The following is a 25613-nucleotide window of genomic DNA, read 5'->3' as shown; positions in this document are numbered from 1 at the left end:
GTGTTATGTTCCTTTCCATCGTTTTCAAACTCATCAAAGTATAGGTTATCACAATTATAATCAAATGCTAGCAATCTACTCATTTATAAATAATCGGTAAAGTTTGAAATAATAATGTAAAGGAACTCAAATAACTATTTAAATATCTTAGTAAATAAATTACTTATCAACTGAGTTAATTCTTTAAGAGGCCACTTAAGTAAAATTCTTCTAAAAATAATATCTATCATCAGACAAATTACAAAAACCTCAATAGAGCTTACTAGTGCGAAACTAATAAAACTATTTGCTTGTGTAATTTTGCTTGCATTAACTAACTGTTTCCAAATATAAGGCCTTAAAAACGTATTGTCATGAATTAAGTACACTCCGAACATCGATCCGCTTATATAATTAATCAAAACACTATGGAAGTTAAATTTTGTAAAAAAACTAAAAATAAATATTGCTACAATCAAGGAAATCGGATTAAAAATAGTTGAAACTAGTGAAAGTACCTTGAAACTTTGTCTAGTCTGAACTCCCAGTGACGTTAAAAAAACGCTAAAAATAATTATACATACTAAGTAAAACAAGCTTTTTGATGTTCTAATATCTCTACCGTTTTTTTTAATATAAGCACCTATTAAATATAAAAGAAGAAAGAATGTGCCACCAGAAAATCCAATACTATCTGTGGAAAAATCTGGCTTAGTTGGAAGTATCGCCAATAACGTGGGGACAATACTCCATAATATAGTTAATGTTATTATTAATTGCTTAATTCTTCTTTTACTAAAACTATTAATAATCTTGTTTAAGAATGGCATGCAAATAAGCATAAATATATATGAATTAACAAACCAGTATCCATTAGGTATTGGAAATGGCAACAAAGCTTTCAATAAAGTCATATGTGTTGGCTCTAACAATTTAGGCAAACAACTATAAATTATTAAAAATATGGTAAAACTATACAAAAGTGTAGTTAAGATTAACGAAATGGGCCTTCTGAAATTAAATCTTTTATCTACTAAAAAATATGCGCCCAACATAACAAAAATATCAACGCCTGTTTTCCCTAATAAAACAAAATAGGCGCCGGCAGCATTAAAAGCATGATTGGTAGAGCTATACTGTGACCACATCGTTCCATGATAGGTAAAGTGATGAATAACTATCATAAACATACTAATAATTCTAAGCAACTCAAAACTAGAATTCCTTTTTTTTAAATTTGACATTATTGCCCTCTTTTAAATGATAAAATTATTTTCTTTAAAAATTCTCCAGATGATATATTTTATGGGTAAGTATACTGAACCAATCTTCCTCGATGTGAATAAATTAGTTTTAAAATAATTATGTAGTAAGTACCTCAGTCTTTTATTAAATTTAGACTTATTAGTTCGGATAGCTAGTTTTATGGTCTCATCATCTAAGGAATTTAAAGCATGGTATCCAGTGGTATTCACATAAAACATTTTTGTATTTCTATTCAAGAAATACCTAAACTTTCTTTTTTGAAAGTGAAAATACCCAAAGTCTTGAGACTTAATCTGATTATTTTGTTGATAATAATAAACTGCATTACCATTATTCCAGGCAAAAACACCAGGATAATTGAAAAATCTTGAATCATTACTGAGCAAATCTAAATTTTCAAAAAAAATGTCATTAACTAAGTTTTTATTGGTTTCCCAGGAAAAATGATGCTTTTCATAGATTTTATTAATACCGTTTGTTTCATCAAAATGCGTTACATCATCCGTAGAAATCATTTCATTAAATAGATTAATTTGTTGATCATTATCTATGATATTTAATTTATAACGACTATTCACATCATTATTATTTTTAAAAAGTGTTAAATGCCCCCAATTACCTATTTTATCTATTTTTCGTTGAATAGATGTAGATATATACTGCCAAAGGTTTCCATAGACTACATCCATATCGGAATATCCCCAATAATCATAACTTTCAATGTATTTTTTAAAAGCTTCACCATAGACTGGTTTGTAATCACACATTTTATAAGGCGTTTTTAAACAAATCGGTTTCCCAATCGTTTCACGCATGTTACGGACAAATTTTTGAAATGTCCAATTTAATTGCTTTACATTACTAGGTAGATTTGTATCATCATTTATTAAATCGGTAACTATTAACCAATCTATTTTTGAATTCATCCTACATGTTTCAATAAATGTTTGAAAATTTTTTGGTAGCTGCCCATAATACGGGATTATTATAACGACATTCTGTTGCATTATTTTACTCCTATAAAAAGGGCTCCTTTGATATGAAGGAGCCTGACTTTTCTTAATTAATAAATTGTAATTGCACTTCCACCATACTCACTGGCAACACTACCCCATGAACGCCAAGCGTAAGCTCCAGTGTCATAGTAGTTTCCACCACCAGTATATGGTCCGTCCCAAGGATGATTATAGCATGGATCCAATACTAAGAAATTACCATTCTGTTCACCAATAATAACTTTGGCGTGATCATGTCTAGCAAACGTGCGTTCATATGAGGAGTACCCATAGTATAACACTGGATGACCTTGTGCAACAATGGATGCAATATCGCTTAAACTAGATCCACTAATATTTTTTACCGTAGGATCATAACGATGGAGGAAGTTAGCTAAATCATTAATAGGAACAATTCCTCTAAAGTTGCGACCGCTAAATACCCCACCATATTGAGGAACATTTCGATATGCTTCCATCATATTGAAATAAATGTTCTTAGTACTCAATAAAATTGCAGACGAAGCAACCGAACATCCTTCAGTGGCAAAGATTGGAGTAAACTGACTAAACCATTGAGGAGTGTGTAAAACACCATCACTCGTTGCATAATAGTCATATGGTTGAATAAATACATACCCATTAGTTAACAAAGAGCCATCACCAGTAAACCAGTATGAATGTCCCCAATTTTGATATAGACGATTGTCTAAACGTCCTCCGTCACTGCCAAAGTAATAGGTCTTACCCCAATTGAAGTAGAACCGATTATCCCAACGGGCGCCATCATCACCAAAGTAATAGGTCCGGCCCCAGTTTTGATAAAATTTATCGTCCCAACGAGCACCGTCATCACCAAAGTAGTAGACTTTACCCCAATTAGAATAGAACTTGTCATCCCAACGGGCACCGTCATTACCGAAATAATAGGCTTTGCCCCAATTAAAGTAGAACCGATTATCCCAGCGAGCACCATCATCACCAAAGTAGAATGTCTTACCCCAATTCTGATAGAACTTGTCATCCCAACGGGCACCATCTAAGCCAAAGTAATAGGTCTTACCCCAATTGAAGTAAAATTTATCCTTATATTCCCTACCATCAGTTCCAAAATAGTGCATCTTACCATCTTGACTATAGAAATGGTCTTTGACCATTTGACCATTCTCGTCCGTCAAGTAAGTTGAACCATCAGCATCATCAACAGTACTATTTTTTACGGCTTCGCCGTTACGGTAATATACACCATCGTGCCAGCCATCACTAACTGGATTAGTTTCTTCGCTTGAAGATGGAGTATCAGCCGTGGATGTTTCTCCCGTCGTGAAGTTTTTATTTTCACTCAGCGGTTCGCTAACATCATTAGCTTGTTCACGTTCAGCAGCTGTACTGGATGGCCGTGCCGTCTTCACTTGACTGTCTGTAGTAACCGGATTCGTATCCGCCTTAACAATATTGCTGGTTACCAAAGTAGCCCCAGTAAATGTTAACAACGCAATGGCCATGGCACACCACTTCTTGCCAGCCTTATACAACTTATAATGTCGTTTCATAATTTTCATGCTTTCCTCCCAAGTAAAAACTTACTTCTACATTTTAAAGGTTCCTTAATATTAATCAATATTTATTAAAAGAAATTTTCAGTTACTGAAATATTTTTTTAATTGGCTGACTTCTATTATCATAAAGATTTTTCAAAATAGGTAATCTTGGAATTAAATAAGTCCAGAATGAGGCGAATATCACTCTATAAATCATACCCACAATAATAGCCAATAAATAACTAATCGGAACCAATATTGAAATTACCACTGGCCATATTTGAACAAAATCTAAATCTACCAGATGGAAGCATAACATTAACAAAGAACCTCTACCCCAAAAAATAAGGACGCTATTAATGATGCTACCATGATACGTTTTACCTAACTTTTGACAAAAAATCATAACACTTAAGCTAGACAAACATCCGATCACTATAGCAAAGACAATGTGATTAGCCGAAGCTCCTTCAAAAGCAAATAAGTTATACCTAGCATCAACAAGCCACATAACCAGCATCACCATACTCATCCACAATTTAATATGTTTCATGACATTATACTGTTTTATTAAATAGCCAAAATATAGAAAAATTTGTGCTAGTAAGGCAGGCTGAATGGAAAAAGGAAGAAAAATAAATCTTGCACTATATGTTCCTATGAAGGATAGAGCTAAAAAAATAATACTTCTCTTGAGTTCAACGCTTTTTTTTAAAGGTATTGTCATTACTAAATTAAAAATCTGGGTTGCAAAAAACATTGCCACTAAAAACCACAAAGCTCCAATTGGTATCAAAGTTATATTAAAATATGGTACCTTAACTGCACCACCAGAAGCATAGATACTAGAAATAAGAAATTCTTTGACTGATGATGTTTTACTTGGAGCAATAATAGAATTAGGAAATATCTTATAAAAAAACAATAAAACTAATTCAATCACTATCGTTGTTAAATACGGGATTAAAAGATTCAAAAACGAATTCTTCAATAGCAACCTTTTTGATTTGTTTTTATATAAATATCCACTAAGTACAAAAAATATTGGCATATGAAAAGCAAATATAAAATTACCAAAATATCCTGGGAAATACTTACCCAATGAGTGACCAATAACCACCGCAACTATGGCTATTCCTCGTGCTAAATCTATCCACTCAATTCTTTTTTTAGTTCTCATAAGAATTAATCTTTTCCCTTAATTTTATCTATTGTATGGTCCAATCTACTAAAATAATTATCTTCATAAAAGTCATTAATCGTTAATTTAATCTCACTATTTGTCATTTCTACTCCATTGGTGATGTACTTTATAACTTTTTTTGCTAAATCATCACTATCTCCCATGTTATAAAGATATCCATTTTTACCATTTTTAATTAACTCAGTTGTGCCAGAGGGACAATTTGAACTAATGCAAGGGACTCCATAACTCATTGCTTCAAGAATCACCATCGGTAATCCTTCGTATGTTGATGATAATAGCAATGCATCAGCTGTTTTTATCTTTTCAAAAGGCTTTTGTGTAAAACCATGCCAATTAATTTTATTGCTGATTCCCTTATTTTGAGCATATTGTTGGCAGGCATCAAAATCAGGGCCGTCTCCATATACATCTAGATGCCATGGGTGGTCAACCAATGCTAAACCATCCATTAACTCCGCCAAGTTTTTTTGCCCATGAAGATATGTTCTGCCTATATATATAAAATTACTTTTACATGGTGATTGAAAAATTATTTTGGACTGGCGTTCAATTGGATTCTTAACTCTGAATACTTTTGAAGATGGAATTCCTAGTTCTAACATCTGATTTGCAATTCCGTCTGAAATTGCTAAATGATAATCTGCTAATTTTAACCACTTAGTATTAACAGATGGTTCATTAAATAAAGAAAAATGAATCCATGATACCAATTTAAATTGTAAATTAAATATTCTTCTTATATGAAACAGAAAATATACATAATTAGTATGTAGTGAGATAACAACTTGAGGTTTAATTTTTTTAATAACTTTAATCAGATCTATAATTTTCTTAATTTTATTGTTGTTTCCAACATAAATATCAGAATCATCTATCTTGGTTCCCTTAAGCCATAAACTATCTTTTGTAGAAACCACAAATAAAAAGTACCTATTAGGATTTCTTGAAAGAACCTTCTTAAGGACTGACTCAGTACCACCATGTCCGCTCATAGGTGGTACAATAATAAGCATTTTTTTCATTTTTTCCTCTAACATTGTAAATTACTTTTTAGACACAATAATTCTATTAGCCTGTTTGACTATCGGCGCTTTACATACAATTAACCCCACACCATAGACAACGCTACCTATAATAACTTGAACCATCAGATTTATAATATTCATATGCATTATTTGATTAAACCGAAAAACAATTAAGAACATTAATAATCCAGGTAATAAATATCGCCAAACATCTTTAAATAACTTTCGCCTTTTTATTGTCGTTCTCACAAAATATAGCTGTACTGCCGTGACTGAAAATTCCGAAATTACGGTTGCAACAGATGCTCCATTAGCTGCATATGGTCCAATTAAAATTGCGTTAGCTATGATATTAACTATTGCACCCATCGTTACAGAGATTGTAAACTCCCTAACCCTATTTACTGGCATCAAATACTGTGTTCCAGTTACATTACTCCACGCAATGAATAAGATGACTGGTGCCTCAAGAAAAATTACCATTCCAGTATGTACGTACTTCTCCCCTAAAAACCATGGAGCAAACTTAAAGGAAACAGCCATCAATCCAAACATCATTGGTACTGCCAATGATGTAACAAAATCAAATGAACTATATAAACTTTTCCGCACTCCCTTAAAATCACCATTTGCAAATTTATTAGCAACATGTGGTAACATGACTGTTCCAGTTGCAGTAACAATTGCCAAAACTAGCTTTACAATTCGATCTGAATAATCATATTGACCTAAAGAAGCTGGCTGACCAATTTTTCCTAGCATTAATTTATTAACAACTAAATATACTTGAGTTGTAATTGTTGGAATAAAAAATAGAATTGAAGGATACAAATGTTTCCAAGGTTCCCACTTCCGTGGACTAACCCACTTAACATTATCTTTTAAATATGGCCATAAAGTTAAATTACCAAACAATTGAGCTAGGCTTAACAATAAAATGTATTTCCATAAATCTCCTTCATTTCTTACAAATAAGAAAATTAAACAGATTGAAATAAGCTTAACAATCGTATTTCTCGTAACTGTCTTTTTGAAATCTTCTAATCCTTCAAAGTACCATGAAACATCTACTCCAGCGGCAATAATCCAAAATGTCTGAAGAAAATAATACTTTTGAAAGGTTGTACTGAAAAGAAAAACAGCTAATAAATAAATCAAAAGAGCAATAGTGATAGTAAAAGCCTGCAATGCCTCAATACCCCAAAAGGTTTGAGATCGTTTATAAATATCATCGCGATTATAAGCAACCTCACGGTTACCATATAATGTGATCCCCATTTGGCCAACTAAATAAAATAAAGTAACCCAACCATTCGTATAGGTATTAATTCCTGACTCCCGTGGTCCCAACACTCGTGCGACATATGGAGTGGTTAATAGTGGAGCCAACATGATTAAAATTTGATAACCTGCATTATACAAATAATTCTTGATTACTTTCATAGTGCACTAATCAAACTCCTTCTCGACAGTTTTTAATGCAGCCGCAATAACTTGATCCATGTTGTAATAACGATATTGACCTAAACGACCACCAAAAATCACATTATTAGCTTTATCCTGGGCTAGTTCAGTGTATTTCTTGTACAAACCATTATTCTTTGAATTATTAACCGGATAATATGGTTCATCACCACGATGCCAATCCGCCGGATATTCACGAGTGATGATTGTTTTATTCTTATCACTCTTGCCGAATTCAAAATGCTTATGTTCAATAATCCGCGTAAATGGCGTCTCTGCATCCGTGTAATTAATCACAGCATTTCCTTGATAGTTATCTTCGTTAAGTTCTTCTGTTTCAAAATGAAGACTCCGGTATTCTAATTCACCTAATTGATAATTAAAGAATTGATCAATCATTCCTGTGAAAACAATTTTTGGATAATCCTTTAGATAATCGTCCTTCTTATCAAAGAAGTCGACTCCGGGTTCAATGTCAATCAAGTCATTATCCAACATCTTTTCAACAATTTGAGTATAACCACCAATTGGAATTCCTTGATAGTCATCGTTGAAGTAATTATTGTCGTAAGTAAGACGGACAGGGAGCCGTCGAATAATGAACGCTGGTAATTCGGTAGCTTTCCGTCCCCACTGTTTTTCCGTATAACTTTTAATAAGCTTTTCGTAAATGTCACGGCCAATCAAAGAGATAGCTTGTTCTTCAAGATTTTGTGGATCTTTACCTGCCATTTCTTGACGTTGTTCATTAATCTTTGCCATGGCTTCTTTGGGAGTCCGGACACCCCACATCTTATTAAAAGTGTTCATATTGAAGGGCAGGTTATACATTTCACCCTTGTAGTTAGCAACTGGGGTATTCGTATAACGATTAAAGTCTGCAAATTGATTAACGTAATCCCACACTTTTTTATTTGAGGTATGGAAGATATGGGCACCGTATTGATGAACCTGAATTCCGTCAACTTCTTTGGTGTAAATATTGCCAGCAATGTGATCGCGTTTTTCAATTACTTTAACCCGCTTACCTCGTTGGGCAGCTTCATAAGCAAAGGTGGCACCAAATAAGCCGGCACCAACTACTAAATAATCATATTTCATTTGATATAATTCCTTTTAAATAATTAAATGTTTATTTTAGTCAATTATTGTAATAATATCGTATTTGCACAGTAGAAACAACTATCTATATTTATAAATCAAACAAGGCAAGGAGCTCTAATTAATGAAAAAAGGTCTTTTATTGGTACCATTTATGTCCGGAAAGGGTGGCACCGAAACAGTTATTCATAATTTATTCACAGCTTTATCAAAACAAAATCAATATAAAATATCCATTTATTCAATTGGTGGAAGCAATGACTATAATTGGTCTAACGGTACAGATATCCATATCCAAGAGATTAGCTCAAAACGTTTCATTCGAACTAGTTACTACTTAACATTTTTACCACACCGGATTTATAAAATAATTAAGAAAACTCAACCTGATTTTATTATTTCAACTAATCCAGTGATGTGGCTTCTAAGTAAAGTTGCTGTAAAAAGACTACATTTAAGTATTCCTATCATTGCGTGGTACCACTATTCATTACAACAAAAACCAATTAAAAAGTTGTTTTTAAATTCGGCTGATTATTTTCTAGCGATTAGTAGTGGTATCAAAAAGCAACTAATTAAATTAGGGATTCAAAACCACCGAATTTTTTTAATTTATAACCCTGTCGAAAGCAACCATAAAGTCATTCCCCGTCCAAAGGATAAATGTCATTTTATTTATTTAGGAAGAGTTGATTTGGATAAACAAAAAAATGTTCGTGAATTACTACAAGGATTGAGTAAGGTGTCTGGAGACTGGACACTGGATATTTACGGTGATGATTCCAATGCAGAACCAGTAAAAGAATATGCAAAAAAATTAAAGATATCTGACCACCTTAGTTGGAAAGGATTTATTAAAGAACCATGGAGTCATATTAATGTTGCATCATCGTTGGTCCTGACTTCTAATTATGAAGGACTACCAATGGTGCTTTGTGAGTCAATCTCGCATGGAATTTATTGTATTAGTTCTGACATTGAAACTGGTCCTAATGATATTATCAAAAATGGTATTAATGGAAAACTTTACAAACCCCACGATATAAACCAATTAACTAGCGACTTGCAAGATCTGGTTTATCATCCAAATTATTTGCCAGATCAAAAGCAAATAATAAATAGTAGCCAGAAGTTTTCTATCGACAACTATGGTAAATACTTCACTAATGCTTTGAATAATATTTTATAAAAATACGCTTGATTTCGTATAGAGTTTGTTACTCCATATGAAATCAAGCGTTTATTATTTAGGCTCTTTATCAATCAGTACTGATGAGATATTTTGATGAGGTTAGTTTAAGCAGCGAAGCTGCTTGAGCTGAGCTTTTACCATGAGATTAGAGTTTTTGAGGGCGAGGAAAATTCGAATCCGGAAATGCTCAAAGTTGCGGAAACCATAAGCCGTTCTTTTAATGGCTTTAATCTTATTATTGGTCCCTTCAATGGGGCCATTAGTAAGCTGGAACTGAAAGCTATTGATAATCTCTTGCTTGTGAAGTTGAAGGGTCCGTTGCGTTTTTTGTAATGGTTGCGGCAGTTGGGTTAACTTCCAACTTAATAACTGTCTGAGTACGGCTGAATCGTGATAGTTCACGGCACTAATCAAGGTTTGGTAATATTCATAAGCGACCTTGAGGTCGTCAGACAGGGATAATAACCGATCAACAATCTCACTATTAGACAAGCAGGTGTTGCCAAAGATCCGTCGACGGTAATAATGCTTAAAGATAAGATGATCGATTTTCTGCATGAGGAGTTTCCAAAACCGTTTTAGAAGCCGGTATTCATGGGTCCCGGTCCCATATTGATTCATGACCTGAATCCGGACCGCTTGTAAAGCACGATAGGCTTGCACGACCACATGAAAATGATCGGCCACAATGACGGTATGCGGAAATAACTCGTGAACTAAGCGACGATAGGGTTGAAATAAATCAACGACCACAATTTTAACGGCACAACATGCCTTGAAAGAATAGTGCAATAAGAAGTAGTGACGTAACGCTTTGGACTGTCGTGATTCGATAATATCGATAGTTCGGTGGTTAAGCGGGTTCATCAGAATCATACTCATCCCACTTTGGGCAAATTGTCCCGATTTAAAATCATCAAACGCAATTGCGACCGGTAACCAGTGACGATTAGGGGTAAAACTATCCTGCATTTGAGTTAACACCCGACTGACGGTATTAGTGGAGACGTTGTGCTGGCGAGCAATAGTGGTTTGTGAGATGTTTTGCGTTAGTTCTAACGTGATGTGTTGTTTAACCAGGTTCGCAATGCGGCAGCCTTTCTGAATGCCCTGAATCGGGGCTACGCACGTGACGGGATGTGGGCAAGAAGCCGAAGGCTTACAAAGATATTGTTGTTTGATAATACTTAACACCGTTGGTTGTCCAGCAATCGAAAGGATCTTAATTTTGACTGGTCTCCTCCGGAGCCAGCCATTGCGTTGCATTAACTGACCACATACCGGACAATGCATCGGCAAAGACTGTAAAAGATGAATTACCTTCTGACCATTCTCGATCGTAGTGGCAGGTTTATCAAATTTTAAGTAAGGATCATTGATTCCTGTTAAAAAACTGATATCATTACACATGAGGATTAAGTTCCTTTCTGGAGGACAATTACCACGGTTTGTGATTAGGGGGTAATTGTCCGTTTTTTATTTTTAAGCATAATACAAAAACAGTACCAAGCTTACTGCTTGATACCGTTCGATCAGTCTGCATAAACATAATTTTTTACACAGAGCCTTAGTTTGCATTAATATCATTTAGCACGGGACCACTAATCGTATCTATCTAAGTTTTACGTTTGTAGGGATATGATATCAATGTAAAGCTACTTCTAATTTTCCAAAGATTCAATAGCACGAATAATATTTTGTCCAGACTTTATTACTTTAGAATACTGAATTGCATTACTTTTTAATTCATTGTATTCGCAGTTTGGAATCTTGTGTAATACTTCTTCAATATTTTTCAAATTGTTAACACTAAGGCCTAAATTATATTTTTTCACTAATTCAGAGAGAGCAGATTGTTTCCAAACAATTATAGGAATTCCTGCACTTAAATACAAAGATGCCTTATGAGGGCTATTATATTTAATATAATTACCATAAGTTCCATTACAACATTGAATACTATCTCCATCCCATACTAATCCAAACTTCTCATTAAGAATAAGTGGCAGTTTATCAGGCGGGAAAACCCCTTTATATTCAATTCCATCTTTATACAAAGACGATCTATTAATACCATATACATCAAGTTTTATGCTATTTAAAGACATCTTATTAATGAATGGTGCTTTATCTAAATTTCCTGCAAAACAAATTCTGTCATTCATATTATTTTTTTGATTTTTATAAATATTCTTTTCATTTACTAGATAGTCAAAAAAATCTAAACATGTAATTTTACTCTTAACACCTTTTTCTTCTAGGTATTTTTTCATTGATGGATTATGGGCCACAATACCATCTACTAAATTTAAAAATTCAATCTCTTCTATACCAAAAATACTATCATCTTTATAAAGTCTCAGACCTTCTAAATCGTGTACTATAAAATATAATTTACCATTTGAATACTTTCTAAAATTTTTTATTATGGCTCTAATAATATACCTTGAATATACTGGATACTGAACAACTAATTCATCTATATTAGTATTCTTGAACAACTTAACAAAATAAAAATGGGCGTAATACCACTTTTCAATTTTGGAATTTAAATTTAAGTGAAATTCTTTAGATTTAAATCCATTATTACTTAGTATAAGCTCAATGTCGTGTGTAGCTTTTGGTCCAGCATGATTTTTTCCTATATCCTTAAACGTTAACAGTACTTTTTCTGTCATAACTATTCTCCTTATACTCGACTTGTTTCCTAATGGTCAGCATGATAATACCACTCTACCATTAACCTTAGTAAATTCATGTGATAATTACTCATGAATTTATTCTATTTAGTGTAGAAACAGTGCTAGATTCTTCAATTACTAAATACTGATACTTGAGAAGGAGTATTTTTATATTACTGACTTCACTCAGTGGTTCTACTCATCCAGAAAGCTATATTGAAGTGATTATTCATTCTCTACATGACTTTATTAAGGAATTCCATCTCACTATTGAAAATTTATATTACGACCTAAATAAATTAGTAATTTCTGATAAACTTAATGCTTTCATCTTTTATTCCACTATGAATAATTGTTGTTCTGACATAGGACTATGCGTAACTTACTCAATATTACAAATTACTGCCTTAGCTAATCATTATAGTAAATATATTTAAAACCACCTAGTGAACAGAATACACTAAAGGCGTATTTTCGTTCTTACCCAGCATAAATAAATTAAGGAAATCTTTTTCTCAATTAAACGATCACAATTAGGATTAATTTTTAAATTTTTCACTCAGCTTATTAAAAGACAAGATTAGATTCTAATCCTAAGCACGAATATTGTTCTATTTTATCTATTCTTTAGATAATTTTCTATAGAAATACAACTAAAGGAAACAATAATCCCAAATAATCCACCAATTGCAATCCCAACAACAGCATATTTTTTTGCATGTGGAGTTGTTTCGCTATCTACATCTTTATAAGTTGGACTAGCTAGTAACGTTACATCACCCGACCCTGGTTGTAATCCATGAAGTTCATATTTCATAGCTTTTCCAACTGACTTTGCAATAGCTACCGAGTATTTAGGATTTTTAGTTTTAGCGGTGATAGTTAATACAAGGGATTGATCATGAGTACTAGTATTTACACTAGAATTTATATCGCTTATACTAATTTTTTTCTTCAAATGCGAAGGTAATTCTTTATGGGCTGCCTCTGAAATTTTCATATTTTCTGCAATTGATGAATATGTTTTCATCATATTCATATCAGCATTAACTAATGAATTTTGCGCATCAACATTATTTTGACCACTAACATTATTAATGTTATGGGAAATTACAATATTTTGCTTAGCTTTGTAAGTGGTTACTTGCTTTTTTTTTGCATAGAAACCCATAACAAGTCCACCAACTAAAGCACAAATTATAATAAAAACAATACTTTTACCAAATATTTTACTTATGGCTTTTAGAGTATATTTTTCCAAAGTTATTACTCCCCTTTAAACTAATACTAGATAAAATTGGAATTAACGAAATAAAAAATGGATTAAAAGCAATTTCCAACAGGTGCTGCTCAATCACCGCACTCATGGAAAGTATAACAATAATACTTGCCAAGTTATAACTGCCCCGTTGAATAGATAGCCAAGAAATTATTGTCATTATAATAAGAATTATAATTCCCATAATTAATCCATATAATATGAACATTCTAATAAATGATGAATCGACAAAAAAATACCTACCTGTATTGTGTTCCATCATTTTAAGTCCTTCGATTCCTCCCCATCCTGATTCACGCATATGTGTTCCAAAAATAGAAACCGAATATAATCTTAAAGCTTTATGCCCTAAATACAACCTATTAGATAGTAGATTATTCACCTTCTCGAAAATCTTGTTTGAACTAATGTAAAAATAAGAAAGCATAAATATTAAGTACGCGGATGTCACAGGAATTGTCCAATAAAACGAAGATATAAATTTGCAAATACTATTTCCCTTTCGTGCCATCTTTCCAATGTATACTGTTGGAATTATAGATAAAATACAAATAGTATTTAACCTTGCCTGAGTTATCCAATAAACTAAAATAGCAATTAATATTAGTAAAGAATAATCTTTCCAATTTATTTTCGCAAATCGTAGGTAAGTATATGCTAGTACTGCATAAAGAATGTGAGCAGCCAAGTCTGTTGGATATGTAATACCTAGCGACTGTCTAATCACTCCAGATCGATGATACACTAAATTTCTAATAATCCCTATTCCTGACATTAGCATAATGCCAATGAGAAGAATAACAGTAACGTAAAAGAACAGATGAACTACTCTAGTAAAATTAACATCTCGACCACCCAAAATAAATATTCCCATGGTAAAGAGAGAAAAATCTTTGGATGTTCTCCATGTTAAAACTAATAATGAAAGAATAACAACACCTAATAACAACCACTTTAAATTAATCTTATCTAAAAAGAAGATCTTGTACAAAACAAGAGCAATTCCTAAATAACTTAATAAGTGAATAATTTGACCTGAGAGATATTCCGTTGCTGTTGTGCCTGAAAGAAAAGTTAAAAAGGTGTTATATACAAAAGCAATTTCATAAATAAACTGCCCATCAAATTCAAAATTATATAAATTTATCAGTACTTTTTTCATTGGTGAATTCCTTTATACTACGAATGTCCTAAGATCTTCCGCTTCAAAAAATTCCCGCCTTTGACTAACCAATTAGTGTGCTCCATAAACACATACTTTACTTCATGGGTAGAATATTGTGAATTGTGATCTAACCAGACATCAAGCAGTAGTTCACTCAAGAATCCATAAACCCGTTGTTCATAGTTGTTATAACTAGAGATATATGTCTGAGACTCAACATTACTCAAAACATCAAACATCCATGTACAATACTCATCAAGTGGTTGTTTCTTCATAATGAACATATTAAACATGTGTGCCCACGTTCGATTCATTACTTTATTAAAAGATTTAGCATACTCTGGATACTCTGATTTAATCACTTTTTCCATGATTTCAAACGGTTCATGTTCATGAGCATGTAGGTAGTGGGACTTATTTGTTTCAATATAATAGTTCCGCTTCTTGGGCAAAATAACATCATATTCTGTCATTAACTTTTGAGCTTCATTCATTGATAAGATATTATCAAACGACTTTCCGTCCTTTAGGCTCAAATATCTACGATAATGTACTAAGCCCATTGCATCCACATCTAAATTTTTCCATCCCCAGTAAATTGCTGTTAACTCATTGTAATGGGCATTTTTAGAAGAAATATTATCTCCCGTATTGTCTCCTTGGAAAGTATGGTTTACATCAGGATGAAGATCCTTACCAACAAAAATTGGTAAATACAGCGGATCTGTTGGCATTTGATAATTTTTATGTGCCGCTACTAATACTTTAATCTCCAAAACAAATCTCCTTAATACGCACCAGTGCTCATGAAGATACTAATGATGTTTTTAAACATAATTTTAATGTCAAACCAGTATGAAGCTCGATCTACATAACTAAGTTCTAGATCACAACGTTCTGGATAACCAATATTACTTCGTCCACTGGCCTGCCATAATCCCATTGCTCCAGGCTTTACTGACAAAAACTTATCCACTCGATCACCATATTCAACCAATTCTTCTTTCACAATTGGCCGCGGACCGATAATACTCATTTCTCCACGAAGAATGTTAATAAACTGTGGAATTTCGTCAATTGATGTCTTACGCAACCAATGTCCCAATCTAGTAACTCGAGGATCCTCTTCAGGCTCCAATTTATAATTATTGTCCACATACTTTTGATAAAGAACTGGATCTGAATGCAGAATCTCGTCAGCATTTACAATCATCGATCGGAATTTGTAAATTTTAAAGGGTTTACCATATTTACCAATTCGAGTTTGCTTAAAAAATACTGGTCCTTTGTTTTCACCAAATAAGGACATAATCCAAGCTACAAGAAAGATTGGGCTAAAGCAGATTAACGCAATGATTGATAAAACAATATCAGTTAATCTTTTCCAGAACAAATACCAAGCTGACTGCTTTTTGTATGAATTGTTCATGATTTTAAATTTCCTATCTAACGATTTCAATTTATAAAATAAAAAGTTGTATTACACTAACTATCCTATAATACCAGTAAATCAACAATTGAAAAAGTCCTTTTTACTTAATTTAAATGTTCCATAACCCATTCATTAATGTCATCGAGGTCGAACCCTTTACGATATAGTGCCTGTTTGAGCTTCATTTGCCGCTCATAGCCTTGATATTTTTGGTAACGACGCAGGAGTTTAGTTGCTTGCCGATCTAGCAATTCATTTTGCTGATCAGCATCCGCCTCTGGCTTCACCGCTTCTTGAATCTGATTAAAAATATCCGCCTGATACCCATTCGTCATTAATCCCTGGCGGACCTTCTCTTCTTGACGCCGCGTTGGTTGACTTCGGTAACGTCTGAATAATTTCTGCGCCAGCTTGATTGCATTCTCGAGCTGTTTTTCATCCGTAAACTTCTCCAACGCTGCATCAATATCTAATTCGCCAATACCCTTCAATCTGAGTTTCTGACGAATCACATTGGGCCCCTTCAGTTCAGTATTCATAACCGTCCGCACATAGCTCATTGCGTAATTATGATCATCAAGCAAACGCTCTTCACGGAGTTTTTGGAGGATCGGTTCAAAATATTCTTCCGGCGTTTCAATTTCTTGAAGCTTCTGGATGACCTCCTTTTCTGTCCTTAATTGATGAGAAAGGTAGTCCAGCATCCGTCCATAGGCCTTCGCAATCTGATCATCCGTCGTAATTTGGGCGACCTGATTCTGATCCAGTTCCATCCCCTTCATCAACCGATACTTAATCAGGACACTCTCCGCCACCGGAAAGGCATATTGATCATCAAGGTAGACGTTATAGCGTCCTTTACGTTTTTGCGCTTCAATTTTAGTAATTTTTTTCATTTTTAAAATTTCTCCGTGTACTTTTTGATTAAGCAGCCGTTATTAGGAAATGTAAGTTGTGATCACCCTTACAAAATTATTTTTTAGGAGTTTTTATCATGAAACATCAATTTAAGTCGAACAAGTTGCAAGTCAAGGTTACTAGTGAACGTCATCCAGATGGGCTAATCCGGACATTTAATAACATCTGCCCGAACCCATCTGATGATCAAATCACGCTATTCCTCGACGCAATTGTGATCTTAACTGGTGAAACAGTGCAAAATATCACTTTGACGAACGCTGAAACACTCGCTCACGACTAAGGAGGACATTGAACTATGAAAACACTGAGTTTATCTTTCAAGGGTAGTTTAGGTAAAGGCCACTCACTGAAGTTGAACTACGCGAATGACGGTTTGACTGAACAAACTGTTCGGGATGCCATGAATAAGATTGTGGAAAGTAAGTTATTCCAAAAGGATGATGACTTACTCTACTTGAAAGCCATGGCGGCCAAGTACGTTACCACTACTGATGAGGTTATCTTTGATTCCTCACAAGACTAGACGAAAAGTCGGGATTCGTTTGAATCCCGACCTTTTTTGTACCCTCATGGACGTTGTTGACGAGTATCACGAATCCACTGCATTAAGTGACGACGTTCCACAATTTCGCCTTCGTGCTCCTCTTGGAGGGTTGCATTAATCGTGGCCCCAATCATGACCAACATTCCAGAGAAATCCAGCCAAATCATCATAGCAATAAAAGCCCCGATTGTCTTATAAGACGTAACCCGCCGGCTAAGCAATTGGGCATACATAGAAAAGACGCGGGACAGGCCCATCCAAAGGAGTGCCACAATTACCGCCCCTACTACCACATACCGTAACCGCACCCGTGCGTTGGGAACGAAGTAATAGAGCAGGGTTAACGCGATGAAGAGACTGAAGAACGTAACCGGCCATTTCAGTTGGGCGAAGGTCTTGATATACGACGTGTTGAACCGGAAGATTGGTTGCAGACTTTGCAGCAAATCTTCACCAATCCCGTAGGTTAACGCCATTAAGAACAGGATCAGAATGACTACCAACATCCAGATAAAAGATACCGTCCGGTTAATGATCGGATTTTGGTTTTCGGCAACCCCGTAGGCATGGTTAACACTCCGTTGGAAGGCGGCAATTCCTTGGCTGGTCGACCATAGCGCAATGACCGCCCCCGTCGTTAAAATCCCGCCACTGCCATGGCGAAGAAAGTCGTAAACGATTGGTTTGATAAAGGCAAACACCGACTCGGGAACGGCCGTCTGCAGATAACCTAACACCGTGTTAGCATCGATTCCGATCATTGGTAGAAGATTGCCGACTACCAGGATTGCCGGAAAAATTGATAATAACGAATAGTACGCTAAAACAGCAGCCGAAGCTGACACTTGGGCCATTTGAAAATGGTGGAAAAAGACCGCCAGAAATTGTTTAATTTTGCCTCGTCGCTCTTCCATGTCGTTCCCTTCATAAAGTTAAAGATGCATCCATTTTATCATGAACGCATCTTTTTTTAAATTTGCAACATAAAATCCCCCAAGAAATTCTACGTTCCCTGGAGGATTGATAAACTTATTACATCACTTTAAAAAACTCTTTCCTAAATAATGGTGACTGGCTGTCATATCATATTGAACTAAAAGATAATCGTGCCAAAGTTCTTTTTGTGATTTTGAAAAATACTTTTGAGAAATAACTTTACCCTGTTCATTGGTAAATTGCGGAGCAGAATGATAACCGTTAGCATCCGCATTACTGGTCTTAAGCGACACCGCTGGCAGGTCTTGATAGACCTTGGTCAATAAGGCGATGTAAGGCGTAACTTTGGAGTTGGTTTGTTTTGCCAGCATAGCGATAAAGTCATTTGGCGAAACAACCCGTGAGTTATGGATAAATTGCTTAGCACCTTGCTGGCGAGCAGCCGGATTTGAGTAGATAAAGTAATCCGTTTCGTGCAACTTTAGTCCATCCTGACTCATATCGTTTTGATAGATTCCGGGTAAATGATCTCCATAAAACACCACTGTAATCGGCTGCTTCATTTGATTAATTTTCTTGATAAATTGCTGAACAGCCTGATCCGTGTAATGAATCCCCATTGCGTATTGAGCGACCGTCTCACTATCAGTGTTTGCTCCACGAATTGAAACTTGGTACTTACTTGCTCCATCATAGAAGTGCTCCGTATATGGGAAATGGTTTTGCATCGTTACCAAACTAATAAATTGCGCCTTGCGATTACGCTTTAGTTGATCTTCAACGTTCTGATAAGAGGTCTCATCTGATAAGTAGGGACTCCGATCGATCTTCTTTTGATGACGAATTTTATAGCGACTTCCTAAATACATAAAACGGTCAAACCCAAATTTCCGATAAACGGTTGGGCGACTATAAAAAGTACCGACATAAGGATGAATTGCCGTGGAATCTTTAAATAACTGATTAATCGACCATGATTGTTTGGCAAATGGTACTAATTGCGTAAACGGCGTCGCTAACGTTGGCGTAAAGTTAGCCAGGGTTAACCCCGTGAGTGACATATATTCTATATTTGCAGTACCGCCACCATATCCAGAACTAATCATTAACCCACTGGTCGTTTTCTTCTTTAACCTATTGATATAAGGAATTGGATCATTCTTTAAATGAACTCCGGGAACCCGATTAGGAGTTGCAAAGCTTTCACTCAAATTCAGGATAATTGTTTGATCACTTAAATTATTCTGCCGGTGTTGATTAATTTGTTTAGCCGTTAGCTGATACTTTTTAGCTAAACGGTTCATCGTTGCTTTAGAATATCCAGTCGGCTGATCCATCACCTTAACATCAACGTTACTCATAAATTGGACAATTGGTCCATTCACCCGGGCCCCACTTAGTTGATTAAATGGGTACGATTCCACACCCATTCCTTGCACAACCGTCTGAATTGGCGAACCTTGATGATTCCAGAATAGCGCACTGCCATAAACAAGAATCGTTAAGATGATGTAAAATCCTCGCGCTTTTATTGAGAGCTTCGTGAACGGCTTCTTTCTGTTTACCCGCCAAATAGCTAAGCAAGCCCCAACAATCACGATCGCTGCACACACTAACAGCCATGGATTAACCATTTTCAAAATACTACCGTATGCCTGATACATAATCATTTCTGAAGGCATAATTGGTTCATTCCGGGCGCCAATTTTAATGCGATTGGCAATGATCCAGATGAGATTGATCATCGTGGTAATTCCAATCCCCCACCAAAAACTATTCGTGATTGACTGGAACAGCTTGAACATCAGCCAAATTAAGAAAGCCGTGAAGATAATAATTGATTGTTTATTGCAGAACGTATAAATCAACGTATTGTATGTGTAATTTACGTTCGGCGTTAACTTCAAGCTATTATCCATGGCTAATAGCGAAACAATAGCCAGAAGATAGCAAAAGTCAATCGCTAAATATTGGTGTGCATGCTGTTGCCAATGTTGTATCAAGAACGTCTTAATATCCGTGAACGTTCTGAAACTAGCAACTGTTTTGTGATAACGGTCGTACCACTTTGTTTTGGAAATTAAATCTAGCAAGCGCAATCCACAGTAACTGACCGGTATCAAAAGGATTGCACAAATTAACATAACACCATACCGGAGGGCAGCATGTGGAAAGTGGCCGACGATCGATGAAACGAACAAATTCATTAGGACCGGGTATGAAGCGAATGTGATACTAATCAGCATCGTATCAACCATCCGAAAATTAAGCTGTTTGGTAAATAAATAACACAGGCCAAGCGCGACAATAATTGTGAGGACGTTTGAAGGATTAGCGAAACGCGCTGCTGTAGAAAAATTATTGTGAACCGAAACTGAAATTTGGGGCATTACAGCTGCCAAAAGCAGATTAAGAAGAAATACCCCCCCTACTGAGATTTTTAGTATCCGTTGATTTAACTGCAGTTTCAGGTCGCACAGTAAAGCACCAATACTTACTATAATTATGGTAAGGGCAAGATTATAACTATTATCAAATCCCCATAAATTAGCGTTAAAAATGGTGCTAGCAAATAAACCAGCCAATAGCGAGGCACCAATTTGGTGGCGACTGGATAATTTTAATTTTGCATAAAATGGAACCAAACATCTTGATAGAATTATTCCCATCACAACCGGAATGACGTTTCTAGAGAAGGGAAACAAACTATTTAATAAGTCTGATAATTGGAATTGGTTCTTCCATAGTAATTGGATCAGCACTTCCAACAGACCCAGAATAATCACTAGAATCCAGCTGTTAACTAACTTTGCTAAAGATGGTTTAGCTTTCACAAACAGCTGACCATATTTCAGTAGCATAAATGTCATACCAATGTTTAAGATCACGTGCACAACCTGAATTAGCATCATCTTATTGTTATTGATAGCATAGTTAGCCAGTGGTAATTGCGGGTTCCACAACCATAAATTCAAAATGGTAAAAATAATCCCCCAGGTAAATAGGATCGAATTTCTCTTTGCTTTCATTGATTTTCTCCATTAATAAAACCTCCACGCCTAGTCGTTAGATAACCTAACCCTGTCAATGTGGAGGTGTGATTATTATTTACTTTATCATTAAAGATCTTTCCAGCCAACCTACTTTTTCTTGCTGTAATCTTGCCAGACTTTATATGAATTCTCGCGAATTTTTCTCAAACGTTCTTTATCTTCTTTGTCTAGTCTTGCAAGTACGTTATTAATTACTTGATTTTCCATCTATTCTTTAGTCATTATTGTTATTCTTCTTAATCATGAGAAACCTTTGCCAATTATTATAAAGCCTAGTTAGATTAATATATGGAACTTGGTTTTCCTTTAAACGATTAAAATAGTCTAGGTTATCATTGATAAAATCTAGTAAAAATTTATGTAGTGGGCTAAAAACCAAATCCTGTTTAACCATATTATAATTCATATAGACTGAAACTTGCTCTAGTTCATTAAAAATATTGCTTAAATTATATTCATCCTTAATCTCATTTCTTAACCGGTCATTAATTGATAGCCACTGTGGCTTTTTTATAAATTCTTGCATAGAGATACTCCTCTCTGGAGCCATTTCTTCATTAATCTCCACCAACACTTTTCTTTGTCTTTGTTGCAATTTACTTGCCATCTTCTGGTTAATTGACTTTACCTCTGGAATAATCTGCTCCGCAAACTTCCGTAAAACATTAATTGAGTTTTGAATCAAAATTTGCTCATCTTGCTTTCGATGAGCATCCACATCATTACAAAATTTGCGAATATTCAGTGCTACCGTCACTACCCCGAGTGGGGTGATCAAATTCGATACCATTTCTAAACAGTTTTGAAAATATGCGATCAGGTCGTCCATGCAACTTCAGCTCCTTAATATTGATTGTGCCCAATATTAAGGTACGAAAGGGAGTGGGACAGAACTAGCTTGTCTAGTTCGTCTTCCCACCCCCGCAAGGATGGCTAGGTGGGTCAAATACTGATTTATCAGTATTTGAACTGCCAGCCAGCTACTGCGCTGTGACATTTTAAACTTTAAAATAGAAAAGCTGTTGGAATAATTTCCAACAGCTTTTCACTATTTTTCTTCAAATGGCTTAGCCACCCGTAATGCAATTTCTGAATAATGCTTTAAATCCTTCGCATATTCATCATCGTACATGTACTTGGCATCCGCTTCCGGATCCTGTGAAGTTAAAATCTTGGGACCGTCATCCGTGATCACTAACGTATGTTCATACTGGCAAGACCAGCCACCATCAGCAGTCTTCGCTAACCAGCCATCTGGATCACTCGTGTCAGCTTCCCAGGTTCCGGTATTAATCATCGGTTCTACTGTAATAGTCATACCCTTACGAAGCCGAACTCCTTGACCATGTTCACCATAGTGTGGCACCATTGGGTCTTCGTGCATCGTTGGTTGAATACCATGACCAACAAATTCACGCACATCACCATAGCCATTTTCGTCTTCTGTATAATGCTGAATAACCGCACCAATATCACCAATCCGGTTGCCAGGAACACATTGATCAATCCCCATGTAAAGGGCCTTCTTGGTAACATCCATCAACTTTTTGATTTCTGGCTTCACTTCGCCAACCGCATATGACCAGCAAGAATCAGAAAAGGCACCATCAACACTAACTACAGTGTCAATCTTGACCAAATCGCCATCCTTTAAGATCAGCTTTTTCCGTGGAAAACCGTGGCAGATTTCATCGTTCACACTGACACAGGTTGCGTACTTGTAACCTTCAAAACCAATTTGTTCTGCCTTTGCACCAGCAGCCTTGAAATACTTCCGGGCAAATTTTTCGATAACCCATGATGAAATTCCTGGACGAACAATCTTTTGGAGACCAATATGCATCCCCGCCAGCGCAGCACCAGCAACTTCCATTGCCCGAATTTCTCGGGGTGATTTAAGACTAATCATGTTCTGAATTACTCCCTTAATTTTTAAAATCTCAGTATTTAGTATAGCACTATCCGCAACGAACCGCTTTTGTGATATACTAGCCCTTGCATTTAATTGAACGGAGGAATCATGATGAAAGCAGTTGTTGTATTTGCAACCATTACTGGAAATAACGAAGACGTTGCCGATATCGTTACCGATGCGTTCGAAAGCCATGGTGTGGAAGTCGACGAAAATGAAATGACTATGGCCGATGTCGCAGACTTTGAAGATGCGGACATTTGTGTTGTATGTCCATACACCTACGATGAAGGGGCCTTACCAGATGAAGGCCTAGACTTCTTTGACGATCTACAGGAATCAGACCTGCATGGCAAAGTGTACGGCGTCGCTGGTTCTGGTGATACTGCTTACGCGGACGATTTTTGTGTTGCTGTCGATAAATTTGGCGAAGCCTTTGACGTTGCTGGCGCTACTAAGGGAGCGGAAAACGTCCACATTAACCTAGCACCTGATGAGGACGACATTAAGACACTAGACGCTTTTGTCGACAAGCTCATCGATCAAGCCAAGACAGGAGCAGGTAATGATTAAGGAACTTTGGAATAAATATAAGCAGGTTGTCGCCTACCTCTTTTGGGGTGTAGTTACCACGATCGTTAACATTGCTTCTTACCAATGGATGAGTACGGGATTGCATTGGAACTACGAAGTGGCCACCGTCATTGCCTGGTTCTTATCGGTCTTGGTGGCCTTCTTTACTAATAAGGTCTGGGTATTTGGTTCACCCTACACCACGTGGAAAGCCTTTTGGATTGAAATTATTGAATTTTTCTTCTACCGGGGCGTTACCCTATTGATGGACATGGCATTCATGTGGTTAGCATTAAGCGTGCTGGGAATGCGAGCACCGCTTGAGCAATTAATCGCCAAAACATTAGATAACGTCGTGGTGGTAATCGCTAACTACATTTTCTCAAAATGGTTAATTTTTAAAAGCAACGATAAAATTGAGGACAAATAAGGAGTTGACGCGAAATATCGCCAACTCCTTTTAATTATCCGCAAACAACTTTGCAACTTCTTGATCTGATAGGTGAAATTCAGCCTGGACTTTTTGTCGCAACTGATCTTCTGGAACACCTAACTGGCGCGTCATAGCAATCATCTTTTTAATGGCACTGTTTTCCCCTTCTTTACGGACATCTTCATCATGAAACATCATATGTGTTTTATTATCCATATAATCATTCCTCCACTTAGTGTTTTGACAAAGTTGTTGAATGTAATCGTGGAGTTCATCCACATACTGATCATTCTCTACCTCTTTATTATCCACGTAGTGCAAGAAGTTTTGCAAGGCCTTTGAGACATCATTTGCAATTCCCTTGGTATTAAGAAAGATTGCTGTGCGACCATCCATCATTTCAATTTTATGATCATGAACACACAAATTACGAAATTCGTATTTGTGCAATCCCTTTCCCTATGGATCAAACGGACAAATAAAAATGGCGTATGACCGTTTCATCAATTCATAACCTTCACCATGATTTAATAAATCACCATCAATTCGGCTCTGATAATACCGAACCCGTTTTGCTAGTCCTTTTGTATGTCGTACCTGCATATCAATTTCGTACACACCATTCTGATCCTCTGTGTAGACATCAAAGCGGACACCATGCTGTCGCGGATCTTCCTGAACAGCCTTTTGCAGCGTGGGAAATTTAATATGACTAATTTTGAGTTCCGGTAGTATAAGTTGGATGAGGTGCTGACACAACTTCCGGTTACTCATTACACTACCGAATACAAAGTCCTCCTGAAGGCTAATCTGATTTTTCATAATTACCACCTCTTTTTTGCCTCTATCATTTAATTACGGCAAAGGTGATAATTTTTATTCTGTAAATTAGCAAAAAGAAAATGTGTATCATT

The 25613-nt window shown here is 35.7% G+C and carries 25 protein-coding genes; 5 read left to right on the top strand and 20 right to left on the bottom strand.

Annotated features, from left to right (window positions below):
* Positions 1-134: 134 nt before the first annotated feature.
* From HMPREF0501_RS04885 to glf, 7 genes are all read right to left on the bottom strand, one after another.
* Positions 135-1223: an acyltransferase gene (locus tag HMPREF0501_RS04885; RefSeq protein WP_040455876.1), complete on the bottom strand. Its 1089-nt coding sequence runs from the start codon at positions 1221-1223 to the stop codon at positions 135-137.
* Between the two features lie 12 nt (positions 1224-1235).
* Complete coding sequence (locus HMPREF0501_RS04880) at positions 1236-2252, bottom strand: DUF6625 family protein (protein ID WP_006916760.1); 1017 nt, start codon at positions 2250-2252, stop codon at positions 1236-1238.
* A 56-nt stretch (positions 2253-2308) separates the two neighbouring features.
* A complete protein-coding gene (locus tag HMPREF0501_RS08540) occupies positions 2309-3802 on the bottom strand; it encodes a C39 family peptidase (protein WP_050755753.1) in 1494 nt (497 codons plus the stop codon).
* A gap of 82 nt (positions 3803-3884) precedes the next feature.
* On the bottom strand, positions 3885-4961 hold the full coding sequence (locus HMPREF0501_RS04870; RefSeq protein WP_006916758.1) for an acyltransferase family protein: 1077 nt from the start codon (positions 4959-4961) through the stop codon (positions 3885-3887).
* 5 nt (positions 4962-4966) lie between these two features.
* Complete coding sequence (locus tag HMPREF0501_RS04865; RefSeq protein ID WP_050755752.1) at positions 4967-6010, bottom strand: glycosyltransferase; 1044 nt, start codon at positions 6008-6010, stop codon at positions 4967-4969.
* A 21-nt stretch (positions 6011-6031) separates the two neighbouring features.
* Positions 6032-7456, bottom strand: a complete 1425-nt coding sequence (locus HMPREF0501_RS04860) for a flippase (protein ID WP_006916756.1) — start codon at positions 7454-7456, stop codon at positions 6032-6034.
* Between the two features lie 6 nt (positions 7457-7462).
* On the bottom strand, positions 7463-8578 hold the full coding sequence (glf, locus tag HMPREF0501_RS04855; protein WP_006916755.1) for a UDP-galactopyranose mutase: 1116 nt from the start codon (positions 8576-8578) through the stop codon (positions 7463-7465).
* 124 nt (positions 8579-8702) lie between these two features.
* Here glf and HMPREF0501_RS04850 point away from each other — a divergent pair, with 124 nt between their 5' ends.
* Positions 8703-9767 (top strand): glycosyltransferase, encoded by a 1065-nt coding sequence (locus tag HMPREF0501_RS04850; protein WP_006916754.1) that lies wholly within the window; start codon positions 8703-8705, stop codon positions 9765-9767.
* 102 nt (positions 9768-9869) lie between these two features.
* Here the strand turns inward: HMPREF0501_RS04850 and HMPREF0501_RS04845 are convergent, their stop codons facing one another.
* The 7 genes from HMPREF0501_RS04845 to recX form a co-directional block, all read right to left on the bottom strand.
* Positions 9870-11180, bottom strand: a complete 1311-nt coding sequence (locus HMPREF0501_RS04845) for an ISL3 family transposase (RefSeq protein WP_006916753.1) — start codon at positions 11178-11180, stop codon at positions 9870-9872.
* 251 nt (positions 11181-11431) lie between these two features.
* Complete coding sequence (locus HMPREF0501_RS04840) at positions 11432-12448, bottom strand: hypothetical protein (protein WP_006916752.1); 1017 nt, start codon at positions 12446-12448, stop codon at positions 11432-11434.
* Positions 12449-13067: 619 nt separating this feature from the next.
* A complete protein-coding gene (locus tag HMPREF0501_RS04835) occupies positions 13068-13712 on the bottom strand; it encodes a YveK family protein (protein ID WP_006916751.1) in 645 nt (214 codons plus the stop codon).
* Positions 13681-14892: a hypothetical protein gene (locus HMPREF0501_RS04830; protein ID WP_006916749.1), complete on the bottom strand. Its 1212-nt coding sequence runs from the start codon at positions 14890-14892 to the stop codon at positions 13681-13683. The genes HMPREF0501_RS04835 and HMPREF0501_RS04830 overlap by 32 nt, the downstream gene beginning before the upstream one ends.
* A 17-nt stretch (positions 14893-14909) precedes the next feature.
* Positions 14910-15671 carry a DUF4422 domain-containing protein gene (locus tag HMPREF0501_RS04825; protein WP_006916748.1) on the bottom strand — a complete coding sequence of 254 codons (762 nt, stop codon included), beginning with the start codon at positions 15669-15671 and terminating at the stop codon, positions 14910-14912.
* A gap of 11 nt (positions 15672-15682) precedes the next feature.
* Complete coding sequence (locus HMPREF0501_RS04820; protein ID WP_006916747.1) at positions 15683-16324, bottom strand: sugar transferase; 642 nt, start codon at positions 16322-16324, stop codon at positions 15683-15685.
* Between the two features lie 107 nt (positions 16325-16431).
* Entirely contained in the window at positions 16432-17223 is a 792-nt protein-coding gene (recX, locus tag HMPREF0501_RS04815) for a recombination regulator RecX (RefSeq protein WP_006916745.1), read from the bottom strand.
* 98 nt (positions 17224-17321) lie between these two features.
* Between recX and HMPREF0501_RS04810 the strand changes: the two genes are divergently transcribed.
* Together HMPREF0501_RS04810 and HMPREF0501_RS04805 are read left to right on the top strand one after the other, a co-directional pair.
* The gene (locus HMPREF0501_RS04810; protein WP_006916744.1) at positions 17322-17528 is read left to right on the top strand and encodes a hypothetical protein; all 207 of its coding nucleotides are present in this window, start codon (positions 17322-17324) and stop codon (positions 17526-17528) included.
* 15 nt (positions 17529-17543) lie between these two features.
* Positions 17544-17771, top strand: a complete 228-nt coding sequence (locus HMPREF0501_RS04805; RefSeq protein ID WP_006916743.1) for a DUF2922 domain-containing protein — start codon at positions 17544-17546, stop codon at positions 17769-17771.
* A gap of 44 nt (positions 17772-17815) precedes the next feature.
* On the opposite strand, the gene HMPREF0501_RS04800 is transcribed toward HMPREF0501_RS04805, so the two are convergent.
* From HMPREF0501_RS04800 to map, 4 genes are all read right to left on the bottom strand, one after another.
* Positions 17816-18706 (bottom strand): YihY/virulence factor BrkB family protein, encoded by an 891-nt coding sequence (locus tag HMPREF0501_RS04800; RefSeq protein ID WP_006916742.1) that lies wholly within the window; start codon positions 18704-18706, stop codon positions 17816-17818.
* A gap of 123 nt (positions 18707-18829) precedes the next feature.
* Positions 18830-21757 carry an LTA synthase family protein gene (locus HMPREF0501_RS04795; RefSeq protein ID WP_006916741.1) on the bottom strand — a complete coding sequence of 976 codons (2928 nt, stop codon included), beginning with the start codon at positions 21755-21757 and terminating at the stop codon, positions 18830-18832.
* A gap of 238 nt (positions 21758-21995) precedes the next feature.
* Positions 21996-22610, bottom strand: coding sequence for a hypothetical protein (locus tag HMPREF0501_RS04790; RefSeq protein WP_006916739.1), 615 nt, complete (start codon positions 22608-22610; stop codon positions 21996-21998).
* Positions 22611-22829: 219 nt separating this feature from the next.
* On the bottom strand, positions 22830-23690 hold the full coding sequence (gene map, locus HMPREF0501_RS04785; RefSeq protein WP_006916738.1) for a type I methionyl aminopeptidase: 861 nt from the start codon (positions 23688-23690) through the stop codon (positions 22830-22832).
* Positions 23691-23801: 111 nt separating this feature from the next.
* Here map and HMPREF0501_RS04780 point away from each other — a divergent pair, with 111 nt between their 5' ends.
* Positions 23802-24266: a flavodoxin gene (locus tag HMPREF0501_RS04780; RefSeq protein ID WP_040455874.1), complete on the top strand. Its 465-nt coding sequence runs from the start codon at positions 23802-23804 to the stop codon at positions 24264-24266.
* The gene (locus HMPREF0501_RS04775) at positions 24259-24696 is read left to right on the top strand and encodes a GtrA family protein (protein ID WP_006916736.1); all 438 of its coding nucleotides are present in this window, start codon (positions 24259-24261) and stop codon (positions 24694-24696) included. Before HMPREF0501_RS04780 ends, HMPREF0501_RS04775 begins: the two co-directional genes overlap by 8 nt.
* Positions 24697-24726: 30 nt before the next feature.
* Here HMPREF0501_RS04775 and HMPREF0501_RS09095 read toward each other — a convergent pair whose 3' ends face one another.
* Both HMPREF0501_RS09095 and HMPREF0501_RS09090 read right to left on the bottom strand, forming a co-directional pair.
* Positions 24727-25149, bottom strand: a complete 423-nt coding sequence (locus tag HMPREF0501_RS09095) for a hypothetical protein (RefSeq protein WP_006916735.1) — start codon at positions 25147-25149, stop codon at positions 24727-24729.
* A gap of 9 nt (positions 25150-25158) precedes the next feature.
* Entirely contained in the window at positions 25159-25521 is a 363-nt protein-coding gene (locus HMPREF0501_RS09090; RefSeq protein WP_223206783.1) for an Rpn family recombination-promoting nuclease/putative transposase, read from the bottom strand.
* Positions 25522-25613 lie beyond the last annotated feature (92 nt).

It is taken from the genome of Limosilactobacillus coleohominis 101-4-CHN, assembly GCF_000161935.1.
Taxonomy (GTDB): Bacteria; Bacillota; Bacilli; order Lactobacillales; family Lactobacillaceae; genus Limosilactobacillus; species Limosilactobacillus coleohominis_A.
This window is presented reverse-complemented; position numbering and strand designations above follow the sequence as displayed.

Bases quoted from the DNA above. Each gene is read 5' to 3' on its own strand.
- HMPREF0501_RS04885 (WP_040455876.1), bottom strand. From the start codon at position 1,223: ATGTCAAATTTAAAAAAAAGGAATTCTAGTTTTGAGTTGCTTAGAATT.
- HMPREF0501_RS04880 (WP_006916760.1), bottom strand. From the start codon at position 2,252: ATGCAACAGAATGTCGTTATAATAATCCCGTATTATGGGCAGCTACCA.
- HMPREF0501_RS08540 (WP_050755753.1), bottom strand. From the start codon at position 3,802: ATGAAAATTATGAAACGACATTATAAGTTGTATAAGGCTGGCAAGAAG.
- HMPREF0501_RS04870 (WP_006916758.1), bottom strand. From the start codon at position 4,961: ATGAGAACTAAAAAAAGAATTGAGTGGATAGATTTAGCACGAGGAATA.
- HMPREF0501_RS04865 (WP_050755752.1), bottom strand. From the start codon at position 6,010: ATGAAAAAAATGCTTATTATTGTACCACCTATGAGCGGACATGGTGGT.
- HMPREF0501_RS04860 (WP_006916756.1), bottom strand. From the start codon at position 7,456: ATGAAAGTAATCAAGAATTATTTGTATAATGCAGGTTATCAAATTTTA.
- glf (WP_006916755.1), bottom strand. From the start codon at position 8,578: ATGAAATATGATTATTTAGTAGTTGGTGCCGGCTTATTTGGTGCCACC.
- HMPREF0501_RS04850 (WP_006916754.1), top strand. From the start codon at position 8,703: ATGAAAAAAGGTCTTTTATTGGTACCATTTATGTCCGGAAAGGGTGGC.
- HMPREF0501_RS04845 (WP_006916753.1), bottom strand. From the start codon at position 11,180: ATGTGTAATGATATCAGTTTTTTAACAGGAATCAATGATCCTTACTTA.
- HMPREF0501_RS04840 (WP_006916752.1), bottom strand. From the start codon at position 12,448: ATGACAGAAAAAGTACTGTTAACGTTTAAGGATATAGGAAAAAATCAT.
- HMPREF0501_RS04830 (WP_006916749.1), bottom strand. From the start codon at position 14,892: ATGAAAAAAGTACTGATAAATTTATATAATTTTGAATTTGATGGGCAG.
- HMPREF0501_RS04820 (WP_006916747.1), bottom strand. From the start codon at position 16,324: ATGAACAATTCATACAAAAAGCAGTCAGCTTGGTATTTGTTCTGGAAA.
- recX (WP_006916745.1), bottom strand. From the start codon at position 17,223: ATGAAAAAAATTACTAAAATTGAAGCGCAAAAACGTAAAGGACGCTAT.
- HMPREF0501_RS04810 (WP_006916744.1), top strand. From the start codon at position 17,322: ATGAAACATCAATTTAAGTCGAACAAGTTGCAAGTCAAGGTTACTAGT.
- HMPREF0501_RS04805 (WP_006916743.1), top strand. From the start codon at position 17,544: ATGAAAACACTGAGTTTATCTTTCAAGGGTAGTTTAGGTAAAGGCCAC.
- HMPREF0501_RS04800 (WP_006916742.1), bottom strand. From the start codon at position 18,706: ATGGAAGAGCGACGAGGCAAAATTAAACAATTTCTGGCGGTCTTTTTC.
- HMPREF0501_RS04795 (WP_006916741.1), bottom strand. From the start codon at position 21,757: ATGAAAGCAAAGAGAAATTCGATCCTATTTACCTGGGGGATTATTTTT.
- HMPREF0501_RS04790 (WP_006916739.1), bottom strand. From the start codon at position 22,610: ATGGACGACCTGATCGCATATTTTCAAAACTGTTTAGAAATGGTATCG.
- map (WP_006916738.1), bottom strand. From the start codon at position 23,690: ATGATTAGTCTTAAATCACCCCGAGAAATTCGGGCAATGGAAGTTGCT.
- HMPREF0501_RS04780 (WP_040455874.1), top strand. From the start codon at position 23,802: ATGATGAAAGCAGTTGTTGTATTTGCAACCATTACTGGAAATAACGAA.
- HMPREF0501_RS04775 (WP_006916736.1), top strand. From the start codon at position 24,259: ATGATTAAGGAACTTTGGAATAAATATAAGCAGGTTGTCGCCTACCTC.
- HMPREF0501_RS09090 (WP_223206783.1), bottom strand. From the start codon at position 25,521: ATGAAAAATCAGATTAGCCTTCAGGAGGACTTTGTATTCGGTAGTGTA.